Origin of the sequence: Microbacterium cremeum (assembly GCF_015277855.1) — a bacterium.
GTDB classification, from domain to species: domain Bacteria; phylum Actinomycetota; class Actinomycetes; order Actinomycetales; family Microbacteriaceae; genus Microbacterium; species Microbacterium cremeum.
On record NZ_CP063812.1, the window covers coordinates 863284 to 887442 of the forward strand.

24 protein-coding genes and 1 tRNA gene are annotated in these 24159 nt (G+C 69.9%); 18 read left to right on the forward strand and 7 right to left on the reverse strand.

What is annotated here, in order from left to right; genetic code table 11:
• The first annotated feature begins 66 nt into the window (after positions 1–66).
• The 5 genes from gabT to IM778_RS03640 all read left to right on the forward strand — a co-directional run bounded on the left by gabT (position 67) and on the right by IM778_RS03640 (position 6817).
• Positions 67–1443 (forward strand): 4-aminobutyrate--2-oxoglutarate transaminase, encoded by a 1377-nt coding sequence (gabT, locus tag IM778_RS03620; protein WP_194410726.1) that lies wholly within the window; start codon positions 67–69, stop codon positions 1441–1443.
• Between the two features lie 151 nt (positions 1444–1594).
• The gene (locus IM778_RS03625; RefSeq protein ID WP_194410727.1) at positions 1595–2956 is read left to right on the forward strand and encodes a flavin monoamine oxidase family protein; all 1362 of its coding nucleotides are present in this window, start codon (positions 1595–1597) and stop codon (positions 2954–2956) included.
• Entirely contained in the window at positions 2953–3846 is an 894-nt protein-coding gene (locus IM778_RS03630) for a universal stress protein (protein WP_194410728.1), read from the forward strand. Before IM778_RS03625 ends, IM778_RS03630 begins: the two co-directional genes overlap by 4 nt.
• The gene (locus tag IM778_RS03635) at positions 3846–5423 is read left to right on the forward strand and encodes an APC family permease (RefSeq protein ID WP_194410729.1); all 1578 of its coding nucleotides are present in this window, start codon (positions 3846–3848) and stop codon (positions 5421–5423) included. Before IM778_RS03630 ends, IM778_RS03635 begins: the two co-directional genes overlap by 1 nt.
• Before the next feature lie 29 nt (positions 5424–5452).
• Positions 5453–6817, forward strand: a complete 1365-nt coding sequence (locus tag IM778_RS03640) for an NAD-dependent succinate-semialdehyde dehydrogenase (protein ID WP_194410730.1) — start codon at positions 5453–5455, stop codon at positions 6815–6817.
• Positions 6818–6916: 99 nt separating this feature from the next.
• Here the strand turns inward: IM778_RS03640 and IM778_RS03645 are convergent, their stop codons facing one another.
• Positions 6917–7531 carry a tetratricopeptide repeat protein gene (locus tag IM778_RS03645; protein ID WP_194410731.1) on the reverse strand — a complete coding sequence of 205 codons (615 nt, stop codon included), beginning with the start codon at positions 7529–7531 and terminating at the stop codon, positions 6917–6919.
• Between the two features lie 170 nt (positions 7532–7701).
• Between IM778_RS03645 and IM778_RS03650 the strand changes: the two genes are divergently transcribed.
• From IM778_RS03650 to IM778_RS03685, 8 genes are all read left to right on the forward strand, one after another.
• A tRNA-Trp gene (locus tag IM778_RS03650) sits at positions 7702–7774 on the forward strand.
• 93 nt (positions 7775–7867) lie between these two features.
• Positions 7868–8140 carry a preprotein translocase subunit SecE gene (gene secE, locus IM778_RS03655; RefSeq protein ID WP_194410732.1) on the forward strand — a complete coding sequence of 91 codons (273 nt, stop codon included), beginning with the start codon at positions 7868–7870 and terminating at the stop codon, positions 8138–8140.
• An 86-nt stretch (positions 8141–8226) separates the two neighbouring features.
• Entirely contained in the window at positions 8227–9255 is a 1029-nt protein-coding gene (gene nusG, locus IM778_RS03660) for a transcription termination/antitermination protein NusG (RefSeq protein WP_194410733.1), read from the forward strand.
• Between the two features lie 145 nt (positions 9256–9400).
• On the forward strand, positions 9401–9832 hold the full coding sequence (rplK, locus tag IM778_RS03665; RefSeq protein ID WP_194410734.1) for a 50S ribosomal protein L11: 432 nt from the start codon (positions 9401–9403) through the stop codon (positions 9830–9832).
• A 14-nt stretch (positions 9833–9846) separates the two neighbouring features.
• Positions 9847–10539: a 50S ribosomal protein L1 gene (gene rplA, locus IM778_RS03670; RefSeq protein ID WP_194410735.1), complete on the forward strand. Its 693-nt coding sequence runs from the start codon at positions 9847–9849 to the stop codon at positions 10537–10539.
• Between the two features lie 203 nt (positions 10540–10742).
• Positions 10743–11546, forward strand: coding sequence for an amino acid ABC transporter substrate-binding protein (locus IM778_RS03675; protein WP_194410736.1), 804 nt, complete (start codon positions 10743–10745; stop codon positions 11544–11546).
• A 68-nt stretch (positions 11547–11614) separates the two neighbouring features.
• The gene (locus IM778_RS03680) at positions 11615–12286 is read left to right on the forward strand and encodes an amino acid ABC transporter permease (protein ID WP_194410737.1); all 672 of its coding nucleotides are present in this window, start codon (positions 11615–11617) and stop codon (positions 12284–12286) included.
• On the forward strand, positions 12273–13088 hold the full coding sequence (locus IM778_RS03685; protein ID WP_194410738.1) for an amino acid ABC transporter ATP-binding protein: 816 nt from the start codon (positions 12273–12275) through the stop codon (positions 13086–13088). Before IM778_RS03680 ends, IM778_RS03685 begins: the two co-directional genes overlap by 14 nt.
• Before the next feature lie 4 nt (positions 13089–13092).
• On the opposite strand, the gene IM778_RS03690 is transcribed toward IM778_RS03685, so the two are convergent.
• Positions 13093–13368, reverse strand: a complete 276-nt coding sequence (locus IM778_RS03690) for an acylphosphatase (RefSeq protein WP_194410739.1) — start codon at positions 13366–13368, stop codon at positions 13093–13095.
• A 58-nt stretch (positions 13369–13426) separates the two neighbouring features.
• Between IM778_RS03690 and IM778_RS03695 the strand changes: the two genes are divergently transcribed.
• The gene (locus tag IM778_RS03695; RefSeq protein ID WP_194410740.1) at positions 13427–13780 is read left to right on the forward strand and encodes an iron chaperone; all 354 of its coding nucleotides are present in this window, start codon (positions 13427–13429) and stop codon (positions 13778–13780) included.
• Positions 13781–13793: 13 nt separating this feature from the next.
• Here the strand turns inward: IM778_RS03695 and lysE are convergent, their stop codons facing one another.
• Positions 13794–14474 carry an L-lysine exporter gene (lysE, locus tag IM778_RS03700; protein ID WP_194410741.1) on the reverse strand — a complete coding sequence of 227 codons (681 nt, stop codon included), beginning with the start codon at positions 14472–14474 and terminating at the stop codon, positions 13794–13796.
• Positions 14475–14545: 71 nt separating this feature from the next.
• On the opposite strand from lysE, the gene IM778_RS03705 reads away from it, so the two are divergent.
• Positions 14546–15439 carry a LysR family transcriptional regulator ArgP gene (locus tag IM778_RS03705; protein WP_194410742.1) on the forward strand — a complete coding sequence of 298 codons (894 nt, stop codon included), beginning with the start codon at positions 14546–14548 and terminating at the stop codon, positions 15437–15439.
• Positions 15440–15446: 7 nt separating this feature from the next.
• Here IM778_RS03705 and IM778_RS03710 read toward each other — a convergent pair whose 3' ends face one another.
• From IM778_RS03710 to IM778_RS03725, 4 genes are all read right to left on the reverse strand, one after another.
• Positions 15447–16478 (reverse strand): NADP-dependent oxidoreductase, encoded by a 1032-nt coding sequence (locus tag IM778_RS03710; RefSeq protein WP_194410743.1) that lies wholly within the window; start codon positions 16476–16478, stop codon positions 15447–15449.
• A 188-nt stretch (positions 16479–16666) separates the two neighbouring features.
• Positions 16667–17842, reverse strand: a complete 1176-nt coding sequence (locus IM778_RS03715) for an ROK family transcriptional regulator (protein WP_194410744.1) — start codon at positions 17840–17842, stop codon at positions 16667–16669.
• Positions 17843–17966: 124 nt separating this feature from the next.
• Entirely contained in the window at positions 17967–19025 is a 1059-nt protein-coding gene (locus IM778_RS03720; protein ID WP_194410745.1) for an ABC transporter permease, read from the reverse strand.
• Positions 19022–20542 carry a sugar ABC transporter ATP-binding protein gene (locus tag IM778_RS03725; protein ID WP_228484732.1) on the reverse strand — a complete coding sequence of 507 codons (1521 nt, stop codon included), beginning with the start codon at positions 20540–20542 and terminating at the stop codon, positions 19022–19024. Before IM778_RS03725 ends, IM778_RS03720 begins: the two co-directional genes overlap by 4 nt.
• A gap of 276 nt (positions 20543–20818) precedes the next feature.
• Between IM778_RS03725 and IM778_RS03730 the strand changes: the two genes are divergently transcribed.
• The 3 genes from IM778_RS03730 (at position 20819) to IM778_RS03740 (ending at position 24148) form a co-directional block, all read left to right on the forward strand.
• Positions 20819–21865, forward strand: a complete 1047-nt coding sequence (locus IM778_RS03730) for a substrate-binding domain-containing protein (RefSeq protein ID WP_194410746.1) — start codon at positions 20819–20821, stop codon at positions 21863–21865.
• Between the two features lie 102 nt (positions 21866–21967).
• Positions 21968–23113 (forward strand): Gfo/Idh/MocA family protein, encoded by a 1146-nt coding sequence (locus IM778_RS03735; RefSeq protein WP_194411711.1) that lies wholly within the window; start codon positions 21968–21970, stop codon positions 23111–23113.
• A gap of 33 nt (positions 23114–23146) precedes the next feature.
• Positions 23147–24148 (forward strand): sugar phosphate isomerase/epimerase family protein, encoded by a 1002-nt coding sequence (locus IM778_RS03740; protein WP_194410747.1) that lies wholly within the window; start codon positions 23147–23149, stop codon positions 24146–24148.
• The last annotated feature ends 11 nt before the right edge of the window (positions 24149–24159 follow it).

Genomic DNA, 24159 nt, shown 5'->3' on the forward strand with positions numbered 1-24159 from the left:
CGGGCTATGGATAATGTACGGCCGGGAAGGTGCGGGCGTGCGCGGGGGCGACATACGCTCCCCAGCATGAGCAGCGCAGCCGACACGCAGATCGCATCACGCCCGGTCGACATGCCCCTGGGCGGTCCCACCCTTCCGCAGGAGCGCCGCCTGGTCACCAGCATCCCGGGCCCGCGCTCGCAGGAGCTCATCGACCGCAAGGCCGGCGCGGTCGCCGCGGGCGTCGGCCACACCGCGCCGGTCCACGCCGTGGCCGCCGGCGGCGGCGTCATCGTCGACGCCGACGGCAACTCGCTCATCGACCTCGGCTCGGGCATCGCGGTCACGACCATCGGCAACGCGCACCCGAAGGTGGTCGCGGCGGTGCAGGAGCAGGTCGCGCAGTTCACGCACACGTGCTTCATGATCGCGCCCTACGACTCGTACGTCGCGGTCGCCGAAGCGCTCAACCGCCTGACGCCGGGCGACCACGCCAAGAAGAGCGCGCTGTTCAACTCGGGCGCCGAGGCGGTCGAGAACGCCGTGAAGATCGCACGCAAGCACACCGGCAAGCAGGCCGTCGTCGCCTTCGACCACGGCTACCACGGCCGCACCAACCTCACGATGGCGCTCACCGCCAAGTCGATGCCTTATAAGAGTGGCTTCGGCCCGTTCGCGTCGGAGGTCTACCGCGCGCCCCTGTCGTACCCCTTCCGCGACGGCCTGAACGGCGCAGAGGCGGCGAAGAAGGCGATCTCGGTCATCGAGAAGCAGGTCGGCGCCGACAACCTCGCCGCCGTCATCATCGAGCCCATCCAGGGTGAGGGCGGCTTCATCGTCCCGGCCGACGGGTTCCTCCCCGCGATCGCCGACTGGTGCCGCGCGAACGACGTCGTCTTCATCGCCGACGAGATCCAGACCGGTTTCGCCCGCACCGGGGCGATGTTCGCGAGCGAGGTGTTCGGCATCGTGCCCGACCTCATCACGACGGCCAAGGGGATCGCCGGCGGCCTGCCGCTCGCGGCGGTGACGGGGCGCGCCGAGATCATGGATGCCGCCCACGCCGGTGGCCTCGGAGGCACCTACGGTGGCAACCCCATCGCGTGCGCCGCGGCGCTCGCCGCGATCGACGTGTTCGAGAACGACGGGATGGTCGAGCGGGCGCGCGAGATCGGCGCGATCCTCACCGACCGCCTCGGCCGGCTGCAGGTCGCCGACCCGCGCGTCGGAGACGTCCGCGGTCACGGTGCGATGATCGCGGCCGAGTTCGTCGACCCCGCGACGGGGGAGCCGGATGCCGCGCTCACCGCCGCGGTCGCCAAGGCGTGCATCGCGCAGGGCGTCATCGTGCTCACCTGCGGCACTTACGGGAACGTGATCCGCTTCCTGCCGCCGCTCTCGATCGGCGACGACCTGCTCCACGAGGGCCTGGACGTCGTCGCGGCCGCCCTCGCCGGCAACTGACCGCGGCATCCTCAACGCGTTTCGTCTCGCTTCGCCCGCTCAACGCCCTCGTCCGGTCGTCGAGCGAGCGAGGAACGAGCGAGACGAAACGCCTCGATCCACACGCAACGCAAGAGCCCGCGCCCCACACGCGCATGACGAAGGAGTCCCCATGACCGAGCTGACCCGCGACGTCGTGATCGTCGGAGCCGGCGCCGCCGGCCTGACCGCCGCCAACGAGCTGAGGAAGGCGGGACTGTCGGTCGTCGTGCTGGAGGCCCGCGACCGTGTCGGCGGCCGGCTGTGGACCGACGTGGTCGACGGCGCCATGCTCGAGATCGGCGGCCAGTGGGTCTCGCCCGACCAGGACGCGCTGAAGGAGACGCTCGCCGAGCTCGGGCTCGAGACGTACCGCCGCTACCGCGAGGGCGACTCGCTGTACATCGGCAAGGACGGCGAGCTCAAGCGTTTCACCGGCGAGATCTTCCCGGTCGCCCCCGGCACCGAGAAGGAGATCGTGCGGCTCATCGAGCTGCTCGACGGCATGGTCGCCGAGGTCGACCCCGACCGGCCCTGGGAGCACCCCGACGCCGAGGAGCTGGACCGGGTGTCGTTCGAGGCATGGCTCGAGGAGCAGACCGACGACCAGGAGGCGCGCGACAACATCGCCCTCTTCATCGCCGGGGCGATGCTCACCAAGCCCGCGTACGCGTTCTCGACGCTGCAGGCCCTGCTCATGGCGGCGAGCGCCGGCAGCTTCTCGCACCTCGTCGACGCCGACTTCATCCTGGACGAGCGCGTCGTGGGCGGGCTCCAGCAGGTGCCCCTTCTGCTGGCGGAGCGCCTCGGTGGCGACATCCTGCTCGGCCAGCCCGTCAATGAGGTGCATCGTTCGGACGACGGCGTGCGCGTCGTCACCGACAAGGGCCTCGAGGTGCGCGCGCGGTACGTCGTGCTGGCGCACGCACCGATCCTGTACCCCTGGATCGAGTTCACGCCGCCGCTCCCGCGCCTCAAGCAGCAGATGCACCAGCACATCTCGATGGGCTTCGTGGTCAAGGTGCACGCGGTCTACGACCGGCCGTTCTGGCGTGAGCAGGGCCTGTCGGGCACCGCGTTCAGCCCGTACGAGATCTCGCACGAGGCCTACGACAACACCAACCACGGAGACGAGCGCGGAACCCTCGTCGGCTTCGTCTCGGACCGCAACGCCGATGACCTCTTCCGCGTCTCGCCCGAGGAGCGCCGGCAGCGCGTCCTCGAGTCGCTGTCGCACTACTACGGGCCCGAGGCGCTGAACCCGCTGGTGTACTTCGAGAGCGACTGGGGTGCCGAGGAGTGGACGCGCGGCGCCTACGCCGCGAGCTTCGACCTGGGCGGTCTCGCCCGTTACGGCGCCGACCTGCGCACCCCCGTCGGTCCGATCCACTTCGCCTGCAGCGACATGGCCGGCGCCGGATACCAGCACGTCGACGGCGCGATCCGCATGGGGCGCCTCGTGGCGTCGAACATCCTCGAGTCGGCCGGCCGATGAGCGCGCGCATCGTCGTGGGCTACACCGCGACCGACGCCGGCGCCGACGCCGTCGCGCTCGGCGCGCGTCTGGCCGCCGCCACCGCCTCGTCGCTCGACCTCGTGGTGGTGCTCCCCGGCGAGGAGCGCAGCGTCATCACGCCGCCCGACGCCGGCTACGACCGGTACCTGCAGCAGCAGGCCCAGGAATGGCTGACGGATGCCGCGGCCGCAGTCCCGGCATCCGTCGACGTCCGCACCCACGTGCGCTACGGGGAGTCGTTCGCGGAAGGCCTCGTGAGCACGGCCGACGAGTTCGGCGCGTCGCACGTCGTCGTGGGTGCTGCGAACGGCGGCCGGCGCGGACGCCACCGCCTCGGTACGGTCGCCACCGAGCTGCTGCACTCGTCGGATGTGCCGGTCGTGCTCGCCCCCGAGGGCTCGCGGCGCGTGGACCCGGGCACCGGCATCAGCCGGGTGACGGCGGCGATCGGCACGCGTCCGGGCGCCGAGGCGCTGCTCGACGAGAGCGTCGCGCTGGCCACGTCGGCCCATGCCGGGCTGCGGCTCCTGTCGCTCGTGTCGGTCGACCTTCCGGCGAGCGTCGACACCGGGGTGATCCGGATCGCCGGTGCGGCCCACGCCGACGACGTCCTGGGCAAGGCGCTGGCCGCGCTGCCCGAGGGCGTCGACGCCGACGTCGTCGTCGCGCGCGGCGAGAGCATCGAAGACGCGGTCTCGCACCTGGGCTGGGAGCCCGGCGAGCTCGCCGTCGTCGGCTCGAGCCGGCTCGCACAGCCGCGCCGCCTGTTCCTCGGATCGACTGCGGCGAAGATGCTGCACGAGCTCCCCGTCCCCATGGTCGTCGTGCCCCGCACGCGCGACCACCACAGCAAGAACGGAGCGCGATGATGGGCGCCCCCACTGCGGCCGAGGCGCCGCTCGCCCCCGTCGCCGGCGCAGAGGCCGGCGGCATCTCGAAGAAGGGCCTGAGCGCCGGCACGGTCGGTCTCGTCGGCGCGGTCGTGATCGGAATCTCAACCATCGCCCCGGCCTACACGCTGACCGCATCGCTGGGCCCGACGGTGTCGGAGGTCGGGTTCCAGGTGCCGGCGATCATCATCGTCGGATTCCTCCCGATGCTGCTGGTCGCCTTCGGGTACCGCGAACTCAACACGCGCATGCCGGACTCCGGCACGTCGTTCACGTGGGCCACGCGCGCCTTCGGCCCGTGGATCGGATGGATGGCCGGCTGGGGCCTCGTCGCCGCCACCGTGATCGTGCTGTCGAACCTCGCCGGCATCGCGGTGGAGTTCCTGTTCCTGCTGATCGACCAGCTCGCCGGCAGCCCGGGGTGGATCGCCGCGCTCGCGTTCAACCCGTTCATCAACGTCGGGGTGTGCCTGCTGTTCATGCTCGGCGCGACGATCGTGTCGTACCGCGATCTGCAGACGACTCAGAAGCTGCAGTACGTGCTCGTCGGCTTCCAGGTCGTCGTGCTCGTGATCTTCCTCGTCGCGGCGTTCGTGCACGTGGCGAACGGCACCGCATTCGACGCGAGCCCGGTCGAGCTGTCGTGGTTCAACCCGTTCGCCGTCGGGGACTTCGGTGCGGTGGTCGCGGGACTGTCGCTGTCGATCTTCATCTTCTGGGGCTGGGACGTCGTGCTCACGATGAACGAGGAGACCCGCAACCCGCGCAAGACGCCGGGACGCGCGGCGACCGTGACGGTGCTGATCGTCGCGGGACTCTACCTGCTGCTGTCGATGGCGCTGCTGTCGTTCGCGGGCGTCGGCGAGGGCGAGCTCGGCCTCGGAAACCCCGACATCCAGGGCAACGTGTTCTTCTACCTGTCGGATCCGATCCTCGGGCCCCTCGCGTTCCTCGTCTCGCTCGCGGTGCTCACGAGTTCGGCGGCATCGCTGCAGTCGACGGCGGTCGGCCCGGCGCGGACCCTGCTCGCGATGGGGCACTACCGCGCGCTGCCCGAGCAGTTCGCGCGTGTGAGCCCCCGCTTCTTCACGCCCGGCTTCGCCACCATCGTGTCGGCCGTCGTCGCGAGCGTCTTCTACGCTGTGATGCGGTTCGTCAGCGAGAACGTGCTGTGGGACACCATCACCGCTCTCGGCATGATGATCTGCTTCTACTACGGACTCACTGCGTTCGCGTGCGTGTGGTACTTCCGCAAGCAGTGGTTCGACTCGGCGCGTTCGTTCTTCTTCGCCTTCCTGTTCCCGCTCGTGGGCGGCAGCATCCTCGCGGTGCTGTTCGTCATCACGCTCGTCGACAGCATGGATCCGGACTACGGCAGCGGGTCGAACATCGCCGGCGTCGGCCTCGTGTTCATCCTGGGCGTCACCGTCATCCTGACGGGCGTCGCCATCATGATCTGGCAGGCGATCAAGCGTCCGGCCTTCTTCCGCGGCGAGACACTCGGTCTCGAAGCTCCCGAAAGCCTTCGACGCGAACGCCGCGTCGCGGCAGACTGAAACCACCCATCCGATCGGAGACAACTGATATGAGCGACTACGCCGTCGTCAACCCGGCCACGGGCGAGACCCTGGCCACGTATCCGACCATCACCGACGAGGCTCTCGAGGCCGCCATCGCGGGGGCGGATGCCGCCTACCGCCCGTGGCGCGACGTTCCCGTCGCCGAGCGCGCGGCACGTATCCGCAAGGTGGCCGAGCTGCACCGCGAGCGTCGCGACGAGCTCGCAGCGATCATCGTGCGCGAGATGGGCAAGCCCCTCTCGGCGGCGCTCGGCGAGGTGGATTTCGCCGCCGACATCACCGAGTACTACGCCGACAACGCCGAGACGATCACGGCGGATCAGCCGATCGAGATCCAGGGGGAGGGAACCGCGATCATCCGCCGCACCCCCCTCGGCGCCCTGCTCGGCATCATGCCGTGGAACTTCCCGTACTACCAGGTCGCCCGCTTCGCGGCGCCCAACATCGTGGTGGGCAACACCATCCTGCTCAAGCACGCTCCGCAGTGCCCCGAGTCGGCGGCGGCCATCGAGAAGATCTACGCGGATGCCGGACTCGGCGACGGCGTGTACACCAACGTGTACGCGACCAACGAGCAGGCCGCCACGATCATCGCCGACCGGCGCGTGCAGGGCGTCTCGGTGACGGGATCGGAGCGCGCGGGCTCCGCGGTCGCGGCGCTCGCCGGCCAGAACCTCAAGAAGGTCGCGCTCGAGCTCGGCGGATCCGATCCGTTCATCGTGCTGTCGACCGACGACCTCGACTCGACCGTCGCGGCGGCGGTCGAGGCCCGAATGGACAACAACGGCCAGTCGTGCAACGCGCCCAAGCGCTTCATCGTGCAGGAGGGCCTCTACGACACGTTCCTCGAGAAGTTCACCGAGGCGATGACCGCGTCCAAGATGGGCGACCCGTTCGCCGAAGACACCGTGCTCGGCCCGCTGTCGTCGCTCGCGGCCGCCGAGCGTCTGCAGGAGCAGGTCGACCGTGCCGTGGCACAGGGGGCGAAGCTCGTCGCCGGCGGCAACCGCGACGGCGCCTTCTACGAGCCGACCGTGCTCACCGACGTTACGCCCGACATGGACGTGTACCGCGAGGAGCTCTTCGGCCCGGCGGGAGTCGTCTACAAGGTGGCCGACGAGGACGAGGCGGTCAAGATCGCCAACGACACCAGCTTCGGCCTCGGGTCGTACGTCTACACGACCGACCCCGCGCAGGCCGAGCGGATCGCGAACAAGATCGACGCGGGCATGGTCTACGTCAACATCGTGCTCGCCGACTCGCCCGAACTGCCCTTCGGCGGCGTGAAGCGCTCCGGCACCTCGCGCGAGATGGGTCTGCTCGCCGCCGACGAGTTCGTCAACAAGAAGCTCATCCGCGTCGCGGGCTGAGGTCTCTCGTCGGCTCGGCGCGTTTCGTCTCGCTCGCTGGCGCTCGCTCGCTCAACGACCGAGTTCCGGTCGTTGAGCGAGCGAAGCGAGACGAAACGCTCAGAGGTGCGCGCTCACCTCGGCGAGGGCCTCGTCGGCCCACTGCACCTGCTGCGGTGTGCCCCAGCGGGTCGCGGCATCCCGTGCGGCTTCGAACGACGCCACCGCCTCGTCGACGCGACCCTCGTCGAACAGACGCCACCCGGCGTTGTTGTGCAGCGATACGCGCCAGCGCAGCGTCCGCGGGTCGTCGACGCCCTCCAGCGCCGCCAGCCCTGCGTCGGTCCATTCCTCGCCCTGCTCCGGCTCGGCGATCGCGAGCATGTGGAGCGCGTCGACCTGCAGGAACACGTGTCCGGCTCGGGATGCCGCATCCACCGCCGCGAGGAAGTACGCCACGGCCCGTTCGTGGTCGCCGGCGGAGTTGTGCAGCCGCCCTCGCTCGAGGGCTGCGCGCGCGGCGAGGGCGTCGTGGGAGACGTCGACGCGGTCGAGGATCGCGTGCGCCTCGGCGAACCGCTCCTGAAGGCCGAGGGCCCGTGCGACCTGGGTGTCGAGCTCGGCGCGGTCCTCGGCATCCGTCTGTTCTTCGCGCGCCTCGCGCAGCCGCGCCTCGGAGCCGGCGGCGTCCGAGAAGTCCCAGAGTTCGTCGAGGAGAGACTGCGTGATGGGCATGGCGGCATGCTAGGCGGGTTCGCGGCCCCAGCGGGCATGCCGTACACTGGATGGTGCAGTTGAAGTCTGCATTCTTTCGCCGTGCCCGCCGGTTCAAGGCCGGGAGGCAGGGCCCCTCTCGCTCAGGTGTCAGGGGAAGAGTGCGGGTTTCACGAGACCCCTGGGTCTCTAGGGCGGTAGCTCAATTGGCAGAGCAGCGGTCTCCAAAACCGCAGGTTGCAGGTTCGATTCCTGTCCGCCCTGCGCGTCAGCGCAACACCGGCGCAACGTCTCCGGTGGTTGACAACAAAGTGTGTCGACTCCCGTCGGCCCACGGAAGGTAATCAGGTGGCATCGATGGTTCAGGACGAGCCGAAGGGCGAGGTCGTCCCCGCAGGGGGAGCGAGCGCACCCCGCGAGAAGAAGCCGAACGTTTTCGCGCGCATCGCCCTGTTCATCCGTCAGGTCTTCGCCGAGCTTCGCAAGGTCGTCACCCCGACGCGCCAGGAGCTGCTGAAGTACACGGGCGTCGTGCTCGGCTTCGTCGTCGTCATGATGGCGATCGTCTACGGCTTGGACGTGCTGTTCGTGTGGATCGCTGCGTACGTCTTCGGAGTGCCGGGCGCCTGAACGCCGACCCCTCCCGTGTGACACGAGGAGCGTGACCCGGGTGGACCTCAGGTCGCCGCGGACGGAACGGAAGAGAAGAACTCAACGTGACTGAAAGATATGTCGACGACGCCGACTGGGCGACGGCAGCCGAGCAGTCCTCGGAGGACGACGAGGCGCAGGAAGGCAACGTCCTCGCGGAGGAGGAGCGGTCGGTCGAGGCCGCCGAGCACGTCGCGATCCACATCGTCGACGACAGCGACGAGGACGACGCAGGCCTGGACGACATCGATATCGACGACCCGGAGGCGGATGCGATCGTGAACGACGCGCTGAATCTCGACGAGACGGCCGAGACCGAGGCTGCGGCCGAGGTCATCAACGACTCCATCGCGGAGGAGGTGGCCGAGCGTGAGGCCGAGGCCGCCGACGAGGTGACGCCTTACGACGGCCCTGACGTGAACGGCGACGAGGACGAGGCGTCGGACGCCGACGACGAGACCGACGAGGAAGAGGACCCGTACGAGGCCTTCCGCGCCGAGCTCCGCTCGCTCCCGGGCAAGTGGTACGTGATCCACTCCTACGCCGGCTTCGAGCGCAAGGTGAAGGCGAACATCGAGCAGCGCAAGTCGACGCTCGAGGTCGAGGAGGAGATCTACCAGATCGAGGTCCCGATGGAGGACGTCGTCGAGATCAAGAACGGGCAGCGCAAGATGGTCACGCGCGTCCGGATCCCCGGCTACGTGCTCGTGCGCATGGAGCTCAACGAAGACACCTGGTCGGTCGTGCGTCACACCCCGGGAGTCACCGGCTTCGTGGGCAACGCGCACAACCCGACGCCGCTGCGCTTCGAGGAGGCCTTCAACATGCTGAAGAGCCTCGTCGAGGTCAAGGAGGTCGCGACCGCGAAGGGTGGGACCGCCAAGAAGGGCGCCGCCGCCGCGACGCGCGTCCTCCCCGCCGAGGTCGACTTCGAGGTCGGCGAGACGATCACGATCAAGGAGGGCTCGTTCGCGGGCCTGCCCGGCACGATCAGCGAGATCAAGCCCGAGAGCGGCAAGCTCACGGTCCTCGTGTCGCTCTTCGAGCGCGAGACCCCGGTCGAGCTCTCGTTCGACCAGGTCACGAAGTTGTAGCGAGTCGAAACCCCAGCGCTGTCGCTGGTAGACTTTTGAGGTTTGCCGCGCGCTCTGAGCGCGCGCGATCGACACCGCGTTCCGGAACGGCCGGATTCGCGGGAGAACAGGGTGCCCCGGCATCCGTTCGTTGAAAGGAAAGAGAATGGCACCGAAGAAGAAGGTGACCGGCCTGATCAAGCTTCAGATCAACGCCGGTGCTGCCAACCCGGCGCCGCCGATCGGCCCCGCGCTCGGTCAGCATGGCGTCAACATCATGGAGTTCTGCAAGGCGTACAACGCCGCGACCGAGTCGCAGCGCGGCAACGTCATCCCCGTGGAGATCACCGTCTACGAGGACCGCAGCTTCACGTTCATCCTGAAGACCCCGCCGGCCGCTGAGCTCATCAAGAAGGCCGCCGGCGTCCAGAAGGGCTCGTCGACCCCGCACACGACCAAGGTGGCCAAGCTCACCAAGGAGCAGGTGCGCCAGATCGCAGAGACGAAGATGCCCGACCTGAACGCGAACGACATCGAGGCCGCCTCGCTGATCATCGCCGGCACCGCCCGTTCCATGGGCATCACGGTCGAGGACTGAGGGGGATAAGACACATGGCAACCAAGTCCAAGGCCTTCCAGGCCGCTGCCGCCAAGATCGAGGCGGACAAGTTCTACACGCCCACCGAGGCCGTCGCCCTCGCGAAGCAGACCGGCTCGGCGAAGTTCGACTCGACCGTCGAGGTCGCGCTCAAGCTCGCGGTCGACCCCCGCAAGGCCGACCAGATGGTGCGCGGCACCGTCATCCTCCCGCACGGCACGGGCAAGACCGCCCGCGTCATCGTCTTCGCGACGGGCCCGGCCGCTGAGGCCGCCATCGCCGCGGGTGCGGACGAGGTCGGCGGCGCCGAGCTCATCGAGAAGGTCGCCGGCGGCTGGACCGCGTTCGACGCGGCCGTCTCGACGCCCGAGCTCATGGGCCAGGTCGGTCGCCTGGGTAAGGTGCTGGGCCCCCGCGGCCTCATGCCCAACCCCAAGACCGGCACCGTGACCCCCAACCCGGCCAAGGCCGTGGAAGAGATCAAGGGCGGAAAGATCGAGTTCCGCGTCGACAAGCACGCCAACGTGCACTTCGTCGTCGGCAAGGCCTCGTTCTCGCAGGAGCAGCTCGACGAGAACCTCAAGGTCGCGCTCGAAGAGATCGTGCGCCTCAAGCCGTCCAGCTCGAAGGGCCGCTACATCCAGAAGGGCGCCGTGTCGACCACGTTCGGTCCCGGCATCCCGCTGGACGTCAACGCGATCGCCTGACGCCCGCGAGTACTTCGCACGAAGGCCTCACCCGCTCCGGGTGGGGCCTTCGTCGTCTCCCCGGGCCGAGCGGGCGCCCAGGGGTCCACGGGCAGCAACGGAACGTCACACGACGAAGCCCGCCGGCGTGGTCCGTGTTGTACTGGAATGTCCACCGCGGTTCACCCACCGCACCCCGCATCACCGCATCACAGGAAACATCTATGTCGCGCCGCCTCACCGCCCTTGTCTTCACCGCCGCCGCCGCTCTCGCCCTCACCGCCTGCAGCAGCGGATCGACCGCCGGCTCCGCCCCGACACCCGGTGGCGACGACTACGGCCTGGTCACCGCGGGAACTCTGACGGTCGCCACCGAAGGCACCTACCGCCCCTTCACGTTCCACGACGCGTCCGGCGACCTCGTCGGCTTCGACGTCGAGATCGCCGAGGCGGTCGCCGACAAGCTCGGGCTCGAGGTCGTGTTCGAGGAGACCCAGTGGGACGCGATCTTCACGGGCCTCGACGCCGGGCGCTTCGACGTCATCGCGAACCAGGTGTCGATCAACCCCGATCGTGAAGAGAAGTACCTCTTCAGCGAGCCGTACACCGTCTCGCCCGGCGTCATCGTCGTGCCCGAGGACGACGAGACGATCACCAGCTTCGCCGACCTCGAGGGCAAGACCACGGCGCAGTCGCTGACCAGCAACTGGTACGAGCTCGCGCAGGAGAGCGGCGCGCAGGTGGAAGCCGTCGAGGGCTGGGCCCAGGCCGTGGCGCTGCTGCAGCAGGGCCGCGTCGACGCGACGATCAACGACAACCTCACCTTCCTCGACTACGAGAAGAGCGAGGGTCCGACCGGCCTGAAGATCGCCGCCGAGACCGATGACCCGGCGTACAACGCCTTCGCGTTCACGAAGGACAAGGCCGCGCTGGTGAAGGCGGTCGACGAGGCGCTGGCCGAGCTGCGTGAAGAGGGCGTGCTCGCCGAGATCAGCGAGAAGTACTTCGGGGCCGACGTCACCCAGTAGTCCGTTCGGCGCGGCCGCCGGCTTCCGGGCCGGCGGCCGGACGCCGCCGTCCACGGGAAGGAGCGCCGATGGATCAATCGGAGACCTGGACGCTCGTCGCCGACTCTTTCTGGCCGCTGCTGGCGGCCGGACTGACCGCGACCATCCCGCTCGCGCTCGTGTCGTTCGCGATCGGCCTCGTCCTGGCCCTCGTGGTCGCACTCATGCGGCTGTCGTCGAACCCGGTCGTCTCGAACGTCGCGCGGTTCTACATCTCGGTGATCCGGGGTACGCCGCTGCTCGTGCAGCTGTTCGTGATCTTCTACGGGATGGGCTCGATCGGACTCGTGATCGACCCGTGGCCCGCCGCGATCATCGCGTTCTCGCTGAACGTCGGCGGGTACGCCGCCGAGGTGATCCGCGCCGCGATCCTGTCGGTGCCGAAGGGCCAGTGGGAGGCCGCCCACACGGTCGGCTTCTCGCACACGCACACGCTCGCGCGCATCGTGCTGCCGCAGGCGGCGCGCGTCTCGGTGCCGCCGCTGTCGAACACGTTCATCTCGCTCGTGAAGGACACGTCGCTTGCGTCGCTGATCCTCGTGACGGAACTGTTCCGCAAGGCGCAGGAGATCGCCGCCTTCACATTCGAGTTCATGGTCATCTACCTGGAGGCGGCGCTGATCTACTGGGTGTTCTGCCTGATCCTCTCGACCGGGCAGAGCGCCGTGGAGAGGAGGCTCGACCGCTATGTCGCCCACTGACCTTCCCGGCGACCCGCTCGCGCCGCCCGCGCCCGCCGACGATCGGCCGCTCCTGCGGGTTAGCGGGCTCACCAAGAGCTTCGGCACCAACCGCGTGCTCGACGGGGTCGAGTTCTCGGTGCGTCGCGGCGAGGTCGTCGTGCTGATCGGCCCGAGCGGATCGGGCAAGACCACCGTGCTGCGCTCGCTCAACGGTCTCGAGACGCCCGACGCCGGCGTCGTGGACGTCGACGGCGGCCCGGTGCTGGACTTCTCCGCCCGGATCTCGAAGGCCGATCGCGCCGCGCTGCGCGACCGCTCGGCGATGGTGTTCCAGCATCACAACCTGTTCCCGCACCGCACCGTGCTCCAGAACGTGATCGAGGGCCCGGTGCACGCGCACCGCGTGCCGAAGGCCGAGGCGATCGCGAACGCCGAGGCGCTCCTGGAGCGCGTCGGGCTGATCGAGAAGCGCGACGCGTACCCGTTCGAGCTCTCGGGCGGTCAGCAGCAGCGCGTCGGGATCGTCCGCGCCCTGGCGCTGCGGCCGCAGCTGCTGCTCTTCGACGAGCCGACGAGCGCGCTGGACCCGGAGCTGGTCGGCGAGGTGCTCGTCGTGCTGAAGGAGCTCGCCGACGAAGGCTGGACGATGGTGATCGTCACGCACGAGCTCGGGTTCGCGCGGCAGGTCGCCGACGAGGTGCTGTTCTTCGACCACGGGGTCATCGTCGAGCGCGGCGCCCCGAAGCAGCTCTTCACGGCGCCCCGGCAGGAGCGTACGCGCCGGTTCGTCGAGCGCATCCTGCATCCGCTCGAGGACTGATCCGTCACGCGGTCGGGTGCACCTCGAACCCGCGCTCGCCGGCGGGTGCGGCATCCGTCACCGTCGCGCTCTCGACGCGCGACCCCGGAGGGCCTTCCGCCATCCACGCGAGCACCTCGTCGACCTGGGCGTCGGTGCCCTCGACCTCTGCCTCGACCGTGCCGTCGCGCCGGTTGCGCACCCATCCGGCGACGCCCGCCTCGCGCGCGACCAGGCGCATCGTGTAGCGGTACCCGACCCCTTGGACCTCGCCGCGGACGACGACGTGCACACGCCTCATGCCTCCATCGTGCCGTGATCGGGGTGCGGCGGGCGAGGGGCGGTGCGAGGATGCCTCCATGGGAACCGTCGACGAACTCCTCGCAGGACTCGACCCGGCCGACCGGCCCTCGATCGAGCGGATCTACGCGATCGCGCGCGAAGAGGTGCCCGAGGCCGAGCAGGGACTCGGGTATGGGATGCCGGCGCTCGTGTACCGGGGCAAGCCGCTCGTGTCGGTGATGCGGGCGAAGAAGCACATCGGCGTCTACCCGTTCAGCCCCGACGCCGTCTCGGCGGTCGCCGATGCGCTCGCCGGGCATCCCGGGGTCAGCCTCGACAAGGGCACGATCCGGTTCCAGCCCGAGCACCCGCTGCCCGACGACGTCGTGCGGGCACTCGTGAACGCGCGCACACAGCAGATCGACGCGTGACCGCCGGCTCGGGTCAGCCGCCCGTGGGCAGCACGAGCGAGACGCCGAGCGCGATCATGACGACCGCGATCACGCCGTCGAGGATCCGCCACGCGCGCGGGGTCGACAGCCACCGCCCGAGCAGGCGTGCGCCGAAGGCGAGACCGAAGAACCACACGAAGCTCGCCGTCACCGCGCCCGCGGCGAAGAGCCAGCGTGCGTCGCCATGGGTGTTCGCCACCGTGCCGAGCAGGAACACCGTGTCGAGGTACACGTGGGGGTTCAGCCACGTCAGAGCGAGACACGTCAGGAGCACGGGCATCAGCCGGGGCCGCGCGACCGTGGCGGTGGTGGTGGGCACAACCGATGCCGATGCCGACGCCCCTCCCGCGGCGGGCGTGTCGGTCTCGGCGGCACGGAGCACCTCGCCCGACGGCCGCCAGGCCCGGCGTGCGGCGAGCACGCCATAGATCACCAGGAACAGCGCCCCCGCCCACCGCACGACGTCGACGAGCCACGGAACGGCCTGCAGCACGAGTCCGATGCCCGAGACGCCCAGCACGATGAGCACCGCATCCGAGACGGCGCAGACCGCCGCGACGGCGAGCACGTGCTCGCGCCGCAGTCCCTGGCGCAGCACGAAGAGGTTCTGCGCGCCGATCGCGATGATGAGGGAGAAGCCGAGGCCGAGGCCGGCGAGGACGGGGGAGAGCACGCTTCGACGCTACGAACACCCCGATCCGTAGTCCAGCTCACGCTTCTTCAGTACCATTAGCCAGACTGAAGATGCGCATTCCGTTCGAACTCGCCGAGACCCTCGCCGCCGCCGTCGACGAGGGCACCCTCGATGCCGCCGCGCGGCGGCTCCACGTCACGCCTTCGGCCGTGAGCCAGCGCATCAAGGCGCTCGAGGAGCAGCTCGGGCGGCTGGTGCTGGTGCGCTCGAAGCCGGTGCGGGCGACGGATGCCGGTGCCGCCGTGATCCGCCTCGCCCGGCAGGCCGCGCTGCTCGAGCACGACACGCTCGTCGAGCTCGGCGACGACCCGGCCGAGGGCGCCCGCATCAGCGTGCCGATCGCGGTCAACGCCGACTCGCTGGCCACGTGGTTCCTCGACCCGCTCGCGCGCCTGTCGCAGCGGCATCCGGTCGTCTTCGATCTCCACCGCGACGACCAGGACTTCACCGCGGGGCTGCTCGAGTCGGGCGCCGTGATGGGCGCGGTGACCTCTCGCGGCGCGCCGGTGGCCGGATGCCGCGTCTCGGTGCTCGGCGCGATGCGCTACCAGGCGGTGGCGACTCCCGGTTATGTCGAGCGCTGGCTGGCGGACGACTCGGCGGCGGCGCTCGCCGAGGCGCCGCTGGTCGACTTCGACCGGCGCGACGATCTGCAGAACGCGTGGCTGGCCTCGCGCGGCGTCGACCCCGCGCGGCCGCCGCGGCACTACGTGCCCGCCTCGAACGACTTCGCGACCGCGGTGCGGCTGGGGTTCGGCTGGGCGATGCTGCCGCGCTTCCAGTCGCACGAGGCGATCGCGCGCGGCGAGCTCGTGCTCCTCGGCGGCGACCCCGTCGACGTCGTGCTGCACTGGCAGCAGTGGAACCTGCGCTCGCCGCTGCTCGACGCGATCGCCGACGAGGTCGTGGCCGAGGGGCGTCGCGTGCTCGCGCCGGTGGGCTGAGCGCGGCTCAGTCGTCGCTCACGCGCAGCACGAGCTTGCCGCGCGTGTGCCCCTGTTCGAGCTGCCGGTGCGCGGCGGCCGCCTCGGTCAGATCGAACACGGTGTCGATGTAGACCTGCACCGCGCCCGAGTCCAGGAGCCGGGCGATCGTGGCGAGGGCGCCGCCGTCGGGGATCACCTTGTACGACGTGGCGCGCACGCCGGCGGCGGCGGCGGCCGCCGCATAGCCGGGCCACGCGCCGGTCGGAACGAGGACGTACAGCCCGCCCGGGCGCAGCACCTGGAGCGATCGCGTGCCGGTGTCGCCCGTCGTGTTGCCGACGAGGTCGATCACCACGTCGACATCGGCGACGACCTCGTCGAAGCGCGTCGTGGTGTAGTCGATCACGACCGACGCGCCGAGCTCGCGCAGCCAGGGCGCGTTGCGCGCCGACGAGGTGACGGTCACGTGCGCGCCGAAGTAGGCGGCCAGCTGCACCGCGAAATGGCCCACCCCGCCGCTTCCGGCGTGGATCAGCATCCGCTGGCCCTCGTGCGCGTGGGCGGTCTCGACGACGAGGCCCCACGCGGTCAGGGCCGCCAGCGGCACGCCGGCCGCCTCGACGTGCGACAGCGCGCCCGGCTTGCGCGCGACCGACAGCGAGGGGACGACGGCGAACTCGGCGTACGTCCCGCCGGAGCGGGGGAACGACGCCATGCCGAACACCGCGGTGCCGGGCGGGAACGGGTGCGACTCGTACGGGCTCTTCACGACGACGCCGCTGAAGTCGTAGCCGAGCGTCGCGGGGTACGCTCCGATGGCGCCCGAGACGCCCGCGCCCGACCGGGTCTTCGCGTCGATCGGGTTGACTCCTGCCGCGATCACGCGCACGAGCAGTTCGCTCAGCACGGGGGAGGGGACGGGGACGGATGCCGCGCGCAGCGCGTCGGGGTCCCCCGTGGTGTCGATCACCATCGCCCGCATCGCGGACGGCGGCTCGAGCACGGTGGCCCCATCGACGGCCGGCGCCGGTGCCGATCGCAACGGTCGGAATCTCATGGCGCGCTCCCTCCGAGTGCTGTCGTCGTCGGCACCACTCTGCCTCGGTGAGGCCAGTCAACCGCGCGTTTGTCTCGGTCGTGTTACGCGGGTGCTACCGCGTGGCTAAGGGGTGCCGTGCACTCGCCGTGCACTCGCCGTGCGCCGGCCGCCGAGACGATGCAGGGCGGAGCCGGAACGGCTCCGGCTCAGCGGAACCCGACGGCGAGCGCCTCGGGAGAGAGCGCGTGCTCGACGGCGAGCATGCTGGCGCCCAGGACGGCGGCGTGCTCGGCGGTCATGGACTGCACGATCGAGAGGTGCTCGGTGGCGAGCGGGGTCGAGCGCGTGTAGACGATCTCACGGACGCCGGCGATGAGGTGCTCGCCGACGCGCGCCATCGAGCCGCCGATCGCGATGACCGAGGGGTTGACGAGACTCACGCACGTCGTGAGCACCTCGCCGATGTCGCGGCCGGCCTGGCGCACGGCCTGGATCGCCTCGATGTTCCCGCGCTTGACGAGATCGACGACGTCGGACCCGGTGTGCGCCTCGACGCCCTGCCCTCGCAGGGTCCGGGCGATCGCCGGGCCCGCCGCGATCGCCTCGAGGCAGCCGCGGTTGCCGCAGCGGCACGGTACGTCCGCGGCGCGCGCGACCTGCACATGGCCGATGTCGCCGGCGACGCCCTGTGCGCCGCGCTGCAGCGCGCCGCCCGAGATGAGGCCGGCGCCGATGCCCGTGGCGATCTTGACGAACATGAGGTGCTCGACGCCCGGCCACGCGACCTGGCGCTCGCCGAGCGCCATGATGTTCACGTCGTTGTCGACGAGCACGGGCACCTCGAGGTGCTGATTGAGCCACCCGGGGATGTCGAAGCGATCCCATCCCGGCATGATCGGCGGGTTCACGGGCTGCCCCGTCGAGTGCTCCACGGGACCGGGGACGCCGATGCCGATGGCCGCGACGTGCGAGCGGTCGCGTTCCACGCGATCGAGCAGCGTGCTGGCGCTCTCGACCAGCCAGGTCAGCACCGGCACCGGGCCGAGTGCGATGTCGAGGGGCTCGGAGTGCTCGGCGAGCACGCTTCCGGTGAGGTCGGTGATGGCGACCGTCGCGTGCGACGCTCCGACATCGGCGGCCACGACGACCTTTGCCGCCGGGTTGAGGGCGAACTGCGACGGCGGCCGCCCGCCGGTCGACACCGCGTCGGCGACGGGAGTGATCAGGCCCATGCGCATGAGCTCGTCGACGCGGGCGGCGATGGTCGATCGCGCCAGGCCCGTGGACTTCGCCAGCTCGGCCCGGGTACGCGGAACGCCGTCGCGCAACAGCTGGAACAGCTGGCTCACGCCGGTCACGTTCGTCGTCGGTTCGATGCTCATGCTCTTCACACCTCAGAGTATCGGCGGTTCGGCGGGCAGCCGATCGCGCCGGACGCGGACGGGGATGCCGCGGCCCGGCGCCGCAGGCCCGGTGGGGCGCTGCGGGGCCTGGCCGCGGCATCCGTCATGTCGCTCGACCGGTCGGCCTGGCGAACCGCTGCTGGAGCAGCACGGCGACCACGATGATGATGCCCTTCACGACCGCCTGCACGGAGGACAAGAGGTTGTTCTGCACGAAGACGTTCGTCAGCGTCGCGAAGATCAGCACGCCGAAGACGGTGCCGGTGATCGTGCCGCGGCCTCCGATCAGCAGCGTGCCACCGACGACGACGGCGGCGATCGCATCGAGCTCGTAGAGCGTCCCGTGGGTCGACGTGCCCGCCGTGGTGCGTCCGAGCATCATGACCGCGGCGATGCCGGCGCACAGTCCCGCGATCGCGTAGAGCCACATGGTGTGGCGCTTGACGTTGATGCCCGCGAGCCGCGCGGCCTCGCGGTTGCCGCCGATCGCGACCGTGCGGCGGCCGAACGTGGTGCGGTTGAGCAGAACCCAGCCGAGCACCGCCACGATGGCGAAGATCCAGATCAGCATGTCGACGCCGATGATGTCGAGGTTCATGAACACGATGAAGTCGCGTTCCCCGACCTGCAGGGTGCGCCGCTCGGCGAGGATCTCGGCGAGCCCGCGTGCGGCGACGAGCATCGCGAGGGTCGCCATGAACGCGACGACCTTGCCGTACGCGATGACGATGCCGTTGATGAGGCCTGCGGCCAGGCCCACGGCGAGCGCGATCACGACCATCAGGACCCAGTGGATCTGGTCGGCGAGGTCCTGCACGGCGGCGATCGTGGCGACGACGGACGCGAGTCCCATCACCGACCCCACCGACAGATCGATGCCGCCGGAGATGATCACGAGAGTCATGCCGATGCTGATCACGCCGATGATCGAGGCCTGCCGCAGGATCGTCAGGAGGTTGCTGACGCTCATGAAGGTGTCGGGGGCCGTCACGGCGCCGACGATCACGAGCACGATCAGGGCGAGCACCAGGCCGAGGTTGCGACCGACCGATCCCGACAGGATGCGCTGGGCTCCGGACTTGCGCGGCGGCTCGGCGCCCGGCGACGCGACCCCGCCGTTCGAGGGGACGGCTTCGGCCCCCGTGGTCTTCTGCTCGCTCACGCGGCGGTTCCTTTCATGACGAGATCGAGCACGCCGTGCTCATCGATCTGGGAGGCGGGAAGGGTTTCGAGCACGCGGCCGTCGACGACCACGAGGACGGTGTCGGACAGGCCGAGCACCTCTTCGATCTCGCTCGAGATGACGACGATGGCGTTGCCCGCGGCGGCGAGGCGCCGGATGAGGGCGTAGATCTCGGCGCGCGCGCCGACGTCCACGCCTCGGGTGGGCTCGTCCAGCAGCAGCACGCGGGTGCCGTGGACCAGCCAACGGGCGAGCAGGATCTTCTGCTGGTTGCCGCCCGACAGGGTGATCGCTTCGCGATCGGGGTCTGCGGGCCGCAGCTCGAGGGCCTCGATCTGCTCGCGGGTGGCCGTGCGCTCGGCCCGTTCGTCGAGGAATCCGGCCTTGGCGAAGCGCGAGACCGACGACAGCGTCACGTTGACGTAGATCGGCTCGTCGAGGACGAGGCCCTGACTCTTGCGCTCTTCGGGCGACAGGCCGATGCCGGCGCGGACGGCGGCCACGACGGAGCCGCGGGGGAGCTTCTTGCCGCCGACCTTCACCGTGCCGGCCGTCGCGCGTCGTGCGCCGTACACCGTCTCGAGGATCTCGGACCGCCCCGAGCCGACGAGGCCGGCGAGCCCGACGACCTCTCCCGCGCGCACCGAGAACGACACGTCTTCGAAGACGCCGGCCGCGGCCAGGCCCTGCACTTCGAGCACGACGGGCGCCTCGTCGGGGAGCGGGACCGCGGGCGGGAAGACGTTCTCGACCGAGCGGCCCGTCATGAGGCGGATCAGCTCGGGCGTCGGGGTGTCGGCCACGGGGAGGCCGCTGGCCATCGAGCGCCCGTCCTTGAGCACGGTGATGCGATCGCCGATCTGGCGGATCTCTTCGAGCCGGTGCGTGATGTAGACGACCGCGATCCCCGCCGACGTCAGCTCGCGCACGACGTGGAAGAGGTTCTTGACCTCCTCGCCGTCGAGCACCGCCGACGGCTCGTCCATGATGATCAGCTTGATGTCGTGCGAGAGGGCGCGCGCCATGCTGACGATCTGCTTGTTGGCGGCGCTCAGCTGGCCGACCTCGGTGTGCGGCGACAGGCTGCCGTGCCCGAGGCGTCGCAGCAGCTCGCGCGTCTGCCTGGCCGCCTCGGAGCGCTTGGTGAACCCGCCGCGCGACAGCTCGTGCCCGAGGAAGATGTTCTCGGCGATCGTGAGCCCGTCGACGACGTCGAGCTCCTGGTACATCGTCGCGATGCCGAGCTCGATGGCGGCCTCGGGAGTCGGGATCTCGACCGGCTCGCCGAGCCATGAGATGACTCCCTCGTCGGGACGGTGGACGCCTGCCAGTGTCTTGATCAGCGTCGACTTGCCCGCGCCGTTCTGGCCGAGGATGCAATGCACCTCGCCCGGCAGGATCTCGAGGTCGACGCCTCGCAGCGCCTGAACGCCCGCGAACGCCTTCGTTACGCCTCGGACGTCGAGTAATGCCGATTGATGGTCAACTTTGATCACGCGACGAACATAACACGCCAACCGTGGGCGTGCCGAGCGTGGATTCGCCGCAAGGCACTCGTGCCTGCGCGAAATCACGGAAACCCGCCCCCGGGGCGATCCGGGGTTGCCTCGCATCGGGCCCGCCACTTATGCCGAACAAAAATCAAAAGCTGACAAGCTGAGCGACACTTCTGCTACGGTGGTCCCCGTCAGCGTCGATCCTGGAGTGCGGGCCCGTCATCCCCCTCGAAGGCAGCGCGCTGTCACCGCTGCATCACATTTCAAGGAGGAAACATGCGCTCACACCTGAAAGCGCGCACGCGGCTGGTGCTCACGGGCACCGCTGTCATCGCAGCCATCGGACTTCTCGCCGGGTGCACCGGCGGAGGCGCGGACGAGGGCGACGTCGTCGACCAGGGGACCACGACCGAGGAGAACGCCGAGTCGGGCGAGACCGTCGTCATCGGATTCTCGGGTCCTGCGGCCGACCACGGCTGGCTCGGTGCCATCAACTCCGGTGCGCAGGCCGCGGCCGACAGCTACGACGATGTCGAGCTGCGCGTCGCGGAGGGCACCAACGACCCGATCGCCCAGATCGCGGCTGTCGAGACGTTCGTCAACGAGGGCGTCGACGCCATCGTGCTGCTGCCCTCGGACGGGGCCGCGCTGACCGAGGCCGCGATCGCCGCCATGGAGGCCGGCGTGCCGGTCATCAACGTCGACCGCGAGTTCTCGAGCCCGTTCGCCGCACGCGCGACGATCCTCGGCGACAACTACGGCATGGGCGTGAGCGCCGGCACCTACATCTGCGAGCAGCTCGGAGGCGACTCCGACGCCGTCGTCGCAGAGATCGCGGGCATCGACTCGCTGCCGCTGACGCAGGACCGCTCGCAGGGCTTCGCCGACGCCCTCGAGGACTGCGGCCTGGAGGTCTCGGCCCGCGTCGCGGCGGACTTCACGGTCGCCGGCGGTGAGGCGGCGGCATCCCAGCTGCTCGCAGCCAACCCGCAGATCGACGCGATCTGGAACCACGACGACGACCAGGGCATCGGCGTGCTGGCGGCCATCGAGTCCGCCGGTCGCGACGAGTTCTTCATGATGGGCGGCGCCGGAAGCCGCAGCGCCATGGAGGCCATCGAGGCCGACGACTCGGTGCTCAAGGCGACGGTCATCTACCCGTCGACGCAGGCCGCCGACGGCGTCGCGCTCGCGCGCCTCATCGCGCAGGGCAAGACGATGGGCGACCTGATCACCCCCGGCATCCCGAACCGCATCGTCCTCGACGCCCCCGTCGTGACGAAGGAGAACGTCGAGCAATACATCGGCCTCTCGTTCGAGTAAGACAGAAGAAGAGCACGGGGCGCCCGTCGAGCCGGCGGGCGCCCCTGCTTCACCCTTCCGAGAAGTGAGGACAGCGCGTTGACCGATACGCTTCGCGTCGCCATGGTCGGCCACGGCTTCATGGGCGCCGCACATTCCCAGGGGTGGCGAGTCGCCCCGCGATTCTTCGACCTCCCCCGACAGCCCGAGATGACCGTCGTGGTCGGCCGCGATGCCGAGACGACCGCGGCATCCGCCCGCAAATGGGGGTGGAACGAGAGCGCCACCGACTGGCGCGAGGTGATCGCGCGCGACGACATCGACATCGTCGACATCGTCACCCCGGGCGACACGCACGCCGAGATCGCCATCGCGGCGCTCGAGGCCGGAAAGCACGTGCTGTGCGAGAAGCCTCTCGCCAACACCGTCGCCGAGGCGGAGGCCATGGACCGCGCGGCGGTCGCCGCGGCCGAGCGGGGCGTGCGCTCGATGGTGGGCTTCACCTACCGCCGCGTGCCCGCCACGACGTTCGCCCGCGATCTGGTCGCGTCCGGACGGATCGGCGAGATCCGTCAAGTGCGGGCCGAGTACCTGCAGGACTGGCTGATGGACCCCGAGGCCCCGCTCACGTGGCGCCTCAAGAAGGAGCACGCCGGCTCCGGCGCGCTCGGCGACATCGGGGCGCACGCCGTCGATCTCACCGAGTACATCACCGGTCAGAAGGTGACGTCGGTGTCGGGTCTCATCGAGACGCTCGTCGCCGAGCGCCCCCTGCTGGGCGAAGGCGTCGGTCTCTCCGGCACCGCGTCGGCGGAGCGCGGCGAGGTCACCGTCGACGACGTGGCTCTCTTCACCGGCCGGCTCGAGTCCGGCGCGCTGGCGTCGTTCGAGGCGACGCGCTTCCGCACCGGACGCAAGAACGCGCTGCGCATCGAGATCTCGGGATCGACCGGCGCGCTCGCCTTCGACCTCGAGCGCCTCAATGAGCTCGAGTACTACGACGCGACCCAGCCCGAGCTCGAGCAGGGCTTCCGCCGCATCCTCGTCACCGAGCACGACCACCCGTACCTTGCGCCGTGGTGGCCGACCGGTCATATGCTCGGCTACGAGCACGGCTTCTCGCACCAGGTGCGCGATTTCGTCGCGGCGATCGACGAGGGCTCGCAGCCTCGCCCGTCCTTCGCCGACGGCCTCCACGTGCAGCGCGTGCTGGACGGCGTGGAGCGCAGCTCGGCGGCGGGAAGCGTCTGGACCCCCATCGCCGGCTGAGCTCCGGCATCCCAACGACGAAAGGTACTCGCGATGACGCGACCGATCACTCTGTTCACGGGCCAGTGGGCTGACCTGCCGTTCGAGGAGGTGGCACGGCTCGCGGGCGAATGGGGCTACGACGGGCTCGAGATCGCCTCGTGGGGCGACCACCTCGACGTGTCGAGATGGGACGACGACGCCTACGTGCAGGGGCGGCTCGACATCCTCGAGCGCAACGGCCTGAAGGTCTACACGATCTCGAACCACCTCGCCGGGCAGGCGGTGTGCGACGACCCGATCGACCAGCGCCACCGCGACATCCTGAACGACCGGGTGTGGGGCGACGGCGATCCCGAGGGCGTGCGTCAGCGCGCCGCCGAAGAGATGAAGCTCACCGCGCGCATGGCCGCCCGGCTCGGCGTGAAGACGGTGACCGGCTTCACCGGCTCCTCGATCTGGAAGGCCGTGGCCATGTTCCCGCCGGCGTCGGAGGAGTGGGTGGATGCCGGCTACCGCGACTTCGCGGAGCGCTTCCACCCGATCCTGGACGTGTTCGACGAGGTGGGCGTGCGCTTCGCGCACGAGGTGCACCCGTCCGAGATCGCGTACGACTACTGGAGCACCAAGCGCACGCTCGAGGCCATCGGCCACCGCGAGGCGTTCGGCCTGAACTGGGATCCGTCGCACATGGTGTGGCAGGACCTCGACCCGGTGGGCTTCCTGTGGGACTTCCAGGACCGGATCTACCACGTGCACTGCAAGGACACGAAGAAGCGCCTCAACGGTCGTAACGGCCGGCTGTCGTCGCACCTGGCCTGGGCCGACCCGCGGCGGGGCTGGGACTTCATCTCGACCGGCCACGGCGACGTGCCGTGGGAGGATGCCTTCCGCATGCTCAACGCGATCGGCTACGACGGTCCGCTCTCGGTGGAGTGGGAGGATGCCGGCATGGACCGCCTCGTCGGTGCGCCCGAGGCCCTCGAGTTCGTCCGCCGGCTGTCCACGTACCGGCCCTCCGACGCCGCATTCGACGCCGCGTTCTCGCAGCGCTGACGGTCGGGTCG

Coding starts and splice junctions, on each gene's coding strand:
- gabT (WP_194410726.1), top strand. CDS start 67: ATGAGCAGCGCAGCCGACACGCAGATCGCATCACGCCCGGTCGACATG.
- IM778_RS03625 (WP_194410727.1), top strand. CDS start 1,595: ATGACCGAGCTGACCCGCGACGTCGTGATCGTCGGAGCCGGCGCCGCC.
- IM778_RS03630 (WP_194410728.1), top strand. CDS start 2,953: ATGAGCGCGCGCATCGTCGTGGGCTACACCGCGACCGACGCCGGCGCC.
- IM778_RS03635 (WP_194410729.1), top strand. CDS start 3,846: ATGGGCGCCCCCACTGCGGCCGAGGCGCCGCTCGCCCCCGTCGCCGGC.
- IM778_RS03640 (WP_194410730.1), top strand. CDS start 5,453: ATGAGCGACTACGCCGTCGTCAACCCGGCCACGGGCGAGACCCTGGCC.
- IM778_RS03645 (WP_194410731.1), bottom strand. CDS start 7,531: ATGCCCATCACGCAGTCTCTCCTCGACGAACTCTGGGACTTCTCGGAC.
- secE (WP_194410732.1), top strand. CDS start 7,868: ATGGTTCAGGACGAGCCGAAGGGCGAGGTCGTCCCCGCAGGGGGAGCG.
- rplK (WP_194410734.1), top strand. CDS start 9,401: ATGGCACCGAAGAAGAAGGTGACCGGCCTGATCAAGCTTCAGATCAAC.
- rplA (WP_194410735.1), top strand. CDS start 9,847: ATGGCAACCAAGTCCAAGGCCTTCCAGGCCGCTGCCGCCAAGATCGAG.
- IM778_RS03675 (WP_194410736.1), top strand. CDS start 10,743: ATGTCGCGCCGCCTCACCGCCCTTGTCTTCACCGCCGCCGCCGCTCTC.
- IM778_RS03680 (WP_194410737.1), top strand. CDS start 11,615: ATGGATCAATCGGAGACCTGGACGCTCGTCGCCGACTCTTTCTGGCCG.
- IM778_RS03685 (WP_194410738.1), top strand. CDS start 12,273: ATGTCGCCCACTGACCTTCCCGGCGACCCGCTCGCGCCGCCCGCGCCC.
- IM778_RS03690 (WP_194410739.1), bottom strand. CDS start 13,368: ATGAGGCGTGTGCACGTCGTCGTCCGCGGCGAGGTCCAAGGGGTCGGG.
- IM778_RS03695 (WP_194410740.1), top strand. CDS start 13,427: ATGGGAACCGTCGACGAACTCCTCGCAGGACTCGACCCGGCCGACCGG.
- IM778_RS03705 (WP_194410742.1), top strand. CDS start 14,546: ATGCGCATTCCGTTCGAACTCGCCGAGACCCTCGCCGCCGCCGTCGAC.
- IM778_RS03710 (WP_194410743.1), bottom strand. CDS start 16,478: ATGAGATTCCGACCGTTGCGATCGGCACCGGCGCCGGCCGTCGATGGG.
- IM778_RS03715 (WP_194410744.1), bottom strand. CDS start 17,842: ATGAGCATCGAACCGACGACGAACGTGACCGGCGTGAGCCAGCTGTTC.
- IM778_RS03730 (WP_194410746.1), top strand. CDS start 20,819: ATGCGCTCACACCTGAAAGCGCGCACGCGGCTGGTGCTCACGGGCACC.
- IM778_RS03735 (WP_194411711.1), top strand. CDS start 21,968: ATGGTCGGCCACGGCTTCATGGGCGCCGCACATTCCCAGGGGTGGCGA.
- IM778_RS03740 (WP_194410747.1), top strand. CDS start 23,147: ATGACGCGACCGATCACTCTGTTCACGGGCCAGTGGGCTGACCTGCCG.